The sequence below is a fragment of the Pseudomonas sp. GW821-FHT01C01 genome (assembly GCF_059422645.1).
Genome location: NZ_JBWKXF010000049.1, coordinates 37,851 through 45,111 on the forward strand (window position 1 = coordinate 37,851; position 7,261 = coordinate 45,111).

The window sequence follows — 7,261 nt, forward strand, 5'->3', positions numbered from 1 at the left end:
TTAAAAGGAGAGCCCGTACGCGGGCGAACAACCAATGCTTTATCGCCGCTTTGAAAAACTGATCGATGTTTTCCGTGAAGCACCGACGGCGTCTCCGCCGGACCGGGTTTTCCCTTTTTACACTTATTACCTCAAGCAGGTCTGGCCGAGCTTCGCCGCCCTGCTGATCGTCGGCCTGATTGGTGCATTGATCGAGGTGGCGTTGTTCAGCTACCTGAGCCGCATCATCGACCTGGCCCAAGGTACGCCGAACATCAATTTGTTCCAGGAACACGCCCTGGAACTGACCTGGATGGTGGTGGTTGCGCTGGTGCTGCGCCCTATATTCGTAGGCCTGCATGACCTGCTGGTGCACCAGACCCTCAGCCCCAGCATGACCAGCATGATCCGCTGGCAAAACCACAGCTATGTGCTCAAGCAGAGCCTGAATTTTTTCCAGAATGATTTCGCCGGGCGCATCGCCCAACGCATCATGCAAACCGGCAACTCACTGCGCGACTCCGCCGTGCAGGCCGTGGATGCCCTGTGGCATGTGCTGATCTACGCCATCAGTTCCCTGGTGCTGTTCGCCGAAGCCGACTGGCGCCTGATGCTTCCGCTGCTGACCTGGATCGTCGCGTTCATCAGTGCCCTCTGTTACTTCGTACCAAGGGTGAAGGATCGCTCGGTGATGGCCTCCGATGCGCGCTCAAAACTCATGGGGCGGATTGTCGACGGCTATACCAACATCACCACCCTGAAGCTGTTCGCCCACACCAACTTCGAGCAGCAATACGCCCGCGAAGCCATCAAGGAACAGACCGAAAAAGCCCAACTGGCCGGCCGAGTGGTCACCAGCATGGACGTGGTCATCACCAGCCTGAACGGCTTGCTGATCGTCTGCACCACCGGCCTGGCCCTGTGGTTGTGGACACAGTCACTGATCAGCGTCGGTGCGATTGCCCTGGCCACCGGCTTGGTGATCCGCATCGTCAACATGTCCGGCTGGATCATGTGGGTAGTGACCGGCATCTTCGAAAACATCGGCATGGTGCAGGACGGTTTGCAGACCATTTCGCAACCGGTCACCGTCACCGACCGCGAGCAGGCCAAACCCCTGGCGGTGGCCCGTGGCGAAGTGCGTTTCGAGCAGGTGGATTTTCACTACGGCAAGCAAAGCGGGATCATCGGCGACCTCAACCTGACCATCAAACCCGGTGAAAAAATCGGCCTGATCGGCCCGTCCGGTGCTGGTAAATCGACCCTGGTGAACCTGCTGCTGCGCCTGTATGACGTGGAAGGCGGACGCATCCTGATCGACGGCCAGAACATCGCCGACGTCAGCCAGGAAAGCCTGCGCGAACGCATCGGCATGATCACCCAGGACACCTCGCTACTGCACCGTTCGATCCGTGACAACTTGCTGTATGGCAAACCCGACGCCACCGACGCCGAACTCTGGGAAGCCGTGCACAAGGCCCGGGCCGACGGCTTCATTCCTTCATTGTCGGACGCAGAGGGCCGCACCGGTTTCGATGCCCACGTCGGCGAGCGCGGTGTGAAACTCTCCGGTGGTCAGCGCCAGCGCATCGCCATTGCCCGTGTGCTGCTCAAGGACGCGCCGATCCTGATCATGGACGAAGCCACTTCAGCACTGGATTCGGAAGTTGAAGCGGCGATCCAGGAAAGCCTCGAAACCCTGATGCAGGGTAAAACCGTGATCGCCATCGCACACCGGCTCTCGACCATCGCCCGCATGGACCGGCTGGTGGTGCTGGAAAACGGCAAGATCGCTGAAACCGGCAGCCATGCCGAACTGCTGGCCCATGGCGGTTTGTATGCACGCTTGTGGCAACACCAGACTGGTGGTTTTGTCGGGATCGACTAAGTCTTGCGGAGGCCACAAAACCTGTGGGAGCGGGCTTGCTCGCGAATGCGGTAGATCATTCAACAACGATGCCGACTGACACTCCGTCTTCGCGAGCAAGCCCGCTCCCACATGGATTGGCGCGACCGATAGCCCCAAAAAAACCGCCAGACCCCGTCAATCACGGGGCCTGGCGGTTTTTTCTGCCCGCTGGAATTCTAAAAAAACCCTGCTGTACTCACTTCAACGTTCTGGAGGTGGTTCTGCAGTCCATCGGCTGGATGCTAAAGGCGGCATAATCTCGAAAGGGCTCACTCTCATGTCTCTGTTAAAACGTTCGGCTACAGAGTTGGTAGGTACGTTCTGGCTGGTGTTGGGTGGTTGCGGCAGTGCGGTGCTGGCGGCGGCTTTTCCGGACGTGGGGATCGGTCTTCTCGGGGTGTCCTTCGCGTTTGGCCTGACAGTGCTGACCATGGCCTTCGCCATTGGCCATATTTCCGGCTGTCATCTCAATCCTGCGGTATCCCTCGGCCTGGTGGTGGGTGGGCGGTTTCCGGCCAATGAATTGCCGGCCTACATCATTGCCCAGGTCATTGGCGGCGTGATTGCAGCCGCCCTGCTGTATTTCATTGCCAGCGGCAAACCCGGTTTCGAACTGGCGGGAGGATTGGCATCCAACGGCTATGGTGAACACTCGCCTGGCGGCTATTCGATGGCGGCAGGGTTTGTCTGTGAACTGGTGATGACCGCGATGTTCATCCTGATCATCCTCGGCGCCACCGACAAACGTGCTCCGGCAGGACTGGCACCGATTGCCATCGGCCTGGGGCTGACGCTAATCCACCTGATCTCGATCCCGGTCACCAACACCTCGGTCAACCCGGCGCGCAGCACCGGCCCGGCGCTGATCGTCGGCGGCTGGGCGATTCAACAACTGTGGATGTTCTGGGTCGCACCGCTGCTCGGTGCAATCGTCGGTGGCGTGATGTATCGCTGGCTGGGCAAGGAAGACAACTGACACGTTGCACGTGTGAAGGTCAGCCTTGTCGATAAGGCAAGGCTGACTTCGCATCCTCCGCATAAGCCAGCACCCCCAACCGCTCCTGCTCCAGAAAGTCTTTCACCGCCGCCTTCAACCCCGGATGCCGCAAGTAGTGCCAGGAATGGGTGATCACCGGCTCGAACCCGCGAATCAGTTTGTGCTCACCCTGAGCCCCGGCATCGAAGCGCTGGAAACCGTTGGCGATTGCGTAGTCCATACCCTGGTAGAAGCAGGTCTCGAAATGCAGGCGGTCGAACTCCGCCAGGCAACCCCAGTAACGCCCGTAGAAACTGTCGCCCCCCACCAGACTGAAGGCCATCGCCACCGGCCGTGAGCCCTGCCTGGCCAGCACCACGCGAATCGACTCGGGCATGCGTTCGGCCAACAGGCTGAAAAACTCCCGCGTCAGGTACGGCGCCTGGCGGCGCACCGCATAAGTATTGGCGTAGCAGGCATAGACGAAATCCCACTGTGTCTGGCTCAGCTCTCGACCTTCAAGCCACTCGAATTCAAAGCCCTGCCCCGCCACTTGCTCGCGCTCTTTGCGCATCTGTTTGCGCTTGCGAGAACTCAGTGCATCGAGAAAATCCTGAAAATCCCGATAACCGCGATTCTGCCAGTGGTATTGACAGCCAACGCGCTGCAACCAGCCGGGCTGCTCGCTCAATGCCGCGTCGGTGAACGCATCGGTGAAATTGATGTGGGCGCTGGAGAGCCCCTCAAGCTCAAGGTAGCCCGGCAGGCTTTTCAATAACTCGAAGCCGTCTTCGACCGTGGCCGCCAACAACCGTGGCCCGGTGACGGGACTGAACGGCACGGCGGTCAACAGTTTGGGGTAGTAATCGATGCCGGCGCGTTCACAGGCATCGGCCCAGGCGTGATCGAACACATACTCGCCGTAGGAATGCCACTTGCGATAACTGGGTAGCGCGGCGATCAGGCGGTCACCTTCAACGTGCAGCAAATGCTCGGGCTGCCAGCCAGAATGGGGGCCGACGCTGCCGCTGTCTTCCAGTGCGCTCAAAAAAGCGTGACGCAGAAAAGGCTGAGTCTCGGGCACCAGGGCGTCCCAGGTCTGCGGGGCGATTTCTGACAGTCTTTGCAGGCGTTGCAACGGCATCACCATCCTCACTCTTCATGGCGTGAAAGCCCCGCGAGTATCGCCTATCGCTCTGTATTGCACACGAGCAAAACGACGACAGTGCTCTAACTCAATAGTTCAAGACGACTCTGTATCGTCATCGACATGACATCACATCGCCACTGCTCTGTCATAAACCATCGCGATACTGGCGCCTGTTTTTAGAGCGCCGGGTTATACCCGGTCACTGTTTTCCGCCCCTAAATGGTCGGTTGTGTCCCGGATGGCTCTGTCATCCCCTCTCATCTTCGGAGATTGATATGCGTCTTGCTTCCACGAAAACTGCGGCGGCCTTGTGCGGTGGCCTGCTGTTGGCCATGAGTGTTCCGGCCAGTGCCGCAGTCGACGCCAAACTGCTCGACATGCTCAAGGCTAACGGCTCGATCACCAACGCGCAGTACAGCGAACTGCAAGCCGAGCTGGCCAGGGATCAGAAAGACCAGCAGATCGCCCGTCAGGCTCAGCAAGAGACCAACGAGCAAATCGCGGCCACCGCGAAGAAAACCGACGCTCTGAGCACTTTCGACCAGAAGCTTGCATGGGCGGCAAAGACCCAGTTCAAGGGCGACGTGCGTTTCCGTGAAGAAACCGTGCACAACGATGGTGTGCCAAACAACAAGGACCAGGATCGCCAGCGCATTCGTGCCCGCCTGGGTGCCTACAGCGAAATCAACCCGCAAGTCGACACCGGTATCCGTATCGCCACCGGCAGCAACGACGACGCTCGCTCGACCAACCAGGACCTGAACAACTACTTCGACAAGAAGCAGATCTGGCTGGACCTGGGTTACATCGACTACCACCCTGACGCGATCAAGAACCTGCACCTGGTTGGCGGCAAGATGCCGCAACAATGGGTGAGCATGGGCGACATCATCTGGGATAGCGACATCAACCCGGAAGGTCTGGCAGTCACCTACAAGTACCCGCTGAGCGGCAGCACCGAGCTGTTCGGTAGCGCCGGTCACTACACCCTCAAGGACAACGTCGACGGTGAAGGCGTGCAGTTCAAGCACGACCTGCGCCTGTACGCTGGTCAGTTGGGTGGTCGCTTCGCCATTACCGACAGCATGAAAATGACGTTGGGCGGCAGTATCTACTCCTACGACAACGACAGCAGCAGTGCCTGCCCTACCTCCGGCACCGTTACCACACCATGCGCCCTGGCCGTCAACGGCAACAGCCCGAACGAAACCTTCAAACTGTACGAAGGTTTTGGTCAACTGGACTTCAGCAACCTGCCAGTTCCGCTGTCGATCTACGGTCAGTACGTCAACAACGCCGATGCCAGCAACGACCAGGACACTGGCTGGTTGGCCGGTGTGAAGTCCAAGGTCTACGGCTTCAACCTGGACTACAACTACCGCGATGTGCAGCGTAACGCTGTGGTGGGTGCCTTCACCGACTCCGACTTCGCCAACGGCTTCACCGGTTCGCGCGGCAGCAAGCTGAAAGTGAGCTACGATCTGGACAAGAACTTCGCCTTGGGCGCGACCTACTTCATGGCGACCTCGGACCAGACCAACGCCAACATCAAGAAAACCGATTCGGACATCAACACCCTGCAACTGGATGCCGAAGCCAAGTTCTGATTTACCCCGCTACACGACCCGGGCAAGGAAGCCCGGGCCGCTTTTACAGCCTGGCGTTGGTGTGTCGGTCCCCATCATCCTCCGACACATCAACGCCGGGCTGTTTGTTTTTGCCAACCCGCCCTTGTAGGAGCGAGCTTGCTCGCGATTAACCCGAGCACGCCGCGGGGCGTCAGGTTTATCGCGTTATCGTTGACGACCATCGCGAGCAAGCTCGCTCCTACAGCTTGCGCAGCAACACGCTACCAATCGAATAACCGGCACCGAACGAGCTGAGCACGGCCAGCGAACCGGCGGCCAGATCGTCCTGGTTCTTGTGGAAGGCAATCACGGAACCGGCGGAACTGGTGTTGGCGTAGGTGTCGAGAATCACCGGCGCTTCCTGTTCGGTGGCGTCGCGGCCCAGCAGCTTCTTGACGATCAGGTGGTTCATGCTGAGGTTGGCCTGGTGCAGCCAGAAGCGCTTCACGTCGCTGACGTTGAGCTGATTCTCTTGCAGATGCTCAGCGATCAGCTCGGCCACCATCGGGCAGACTTCCTTGAACACCTTGCGGCCTTCCTGCACGAACAGTTTGTCCTTGGCGCCAATACCCTCTTCCGCCGCGCGGTTGAGGAAGCCGAAGTTGTTGCGGATGTTGTTGGAGAACTTGGTCAGCAGCTTGGTGCTGACGATGTCGAACTGGTACTTGGACGTCGCCAGGTCGGCACGCTCGATGATCACCGCAGTGGCGGCATCGCCGAAAATGAAGTGGCTGTCGCGGTCACGGAAGTTCAAGTGGCCGGTGCAGACTTCCGGGTTGACCATCAGGATCGCCCGGGCCTGGCCCAATTGCACGCTGTTGGCGGCGGTCTGGATACCGAAGGTCGCCGAAGAACACGCCACGTTCATGTCGAAACCGAAACCCTGGATGCCCAGCGCTTCCTGGACTTCGATGGCAATGGCCGGGTAAGCGCGTTGCAGGTTGGAACAGGCGACGATCACGCCGTCGATGTCGGCAGCAGTCTTGCCGGCGCGCTGCAAGGCTTGTTCGGCAGCGCCGATGGCCATCTGGCACAGCACCGACCACTCATCGTTGGAGCGTTCCGGCAAGCGTGGGGCCATGCGTTGCGGGTCAAGGATGCCGTCCTTGTCCATGACAAAGCGGCTCTTGATACCGGAGGCTTTTTCGATGAACGCTGCGCTGGATTCGGTCAACGCTTCCACTTCACCACGCGCGATGGCATCGGCGTTGTCGGCGTTGAATTGCGCCACGTAAGTATTGAAAGACTGCACCAGCTCTTCGTTGGAAATGCTGTTGGCCGGGGTGTACAGGCCGGTGCCGCTGATGACGACGTTATGCATGGTCGTGTCTCTAATCTGTTCAGGCAGAAAGCATTGGCACCGTCGTACCAACACGCAAAGGGTCTATTCCCATCCTGGGGACGCAAACCTGGCATCGCTGTATTCCGACCCGCCCGCGACCGTGAAGGCTCAAAACCGCCGGGCCGGCGTTTATAGGCGCGAAGTTTGCCATAAACGTGGGCATTTCGCCCCTATTTGCTGGATCAAACTCCCACTGACACACCACCTGACCTGTGGGAGCGGGCTTGCTCGCGAAGGCGGTGTCTCAGGCGACAGTGATATCGACTGAGACACCGCC

5 protein-coding genes are annotated in these 7,261 nt (G+C 59.2%); 3 read left to right on the forward strand and 2 right to left on the reverse strand.

Going from position 1 to position 7,261, the window contains the following annotated elements:
- Positions 1 to 34: 34 nt before the first annotated feature.
- Together AC07XF_RS23365 and aqpZ are read left to right on the forward strand one after the other, a co-directional pair.
- Complete coding sequence (locus AC07XF_RS23365; RefSeq protein ID WP_495028364.1) at positions 35 to 1,867, forward strand: ABC transporter ATP-binding protein; 1,833 nt, start codon at positions 35 to 37, stop codon at positions 1,865 to 1,867.
- Between the two features lie 298 nt (positions 1,868 to 2,165).
- A complete protein-coding gene (gene aqpZ / locus AC07XF_RS23370) occupies positions 2,166 to 2,864 on the forward strand; it encodes an aquaporin Z (RefSeq protein ID WP_495028365.1) in 699 nt (232 codons plus the stop codon).
- 19 nt (positions 2,865 to 2,883) lie between these two features.
- On the opposite strand, the gene AC07XF_RS23375 is transcribed toward aqpZ, so the two are convergent.
- Positions 2,884 to 4,008, reverse strand: coding sequence for a GNAT family N-acetyltransferase (locus AC07XF_RS23375; RefSeq protein WP_495028366.1), 1,125 nt, complete (start codon positions 4,006 to 4,008; stop codon positions 2,884 to 2,886).
- A 281-nt stretch (positions 4,009 to 4,289) separates the two neighbouring features.
- Here AC07XF_RS23375 and AC07XF_RS23380 point away from each other — a divergent pair, with 281 nt between their 5' ends.
- Complete coding sequence (locus AC07XF_RS23380; RefSeq protein ID WP_495028367.1) at positions 4,290 to 5,621, forward strand: putative porin; 1,332 nt, start codon at positions 4,290 to 4,292, stop codon at positions 5,619 to 5,621.
- 220 nt (positions 5,622 to 5,841) lie between these two features.
- Here AC07XF_RS23380 and AC07XF_RS23385 read toward each other — a convergent pair whose 3' ends face one another.
- Entirely contained in the window at positions 5,842 to 6,963 is a 1,122-nt protein-coding gene (locus AC07XF_RS23385; protein WP_495028368.1) for a beta-ketoacyl-ACP synthase III, read from the reverse strand.
- Between the last annotated feature and the right edge of the window lie 298 nt (positions 6,964 to 7,261).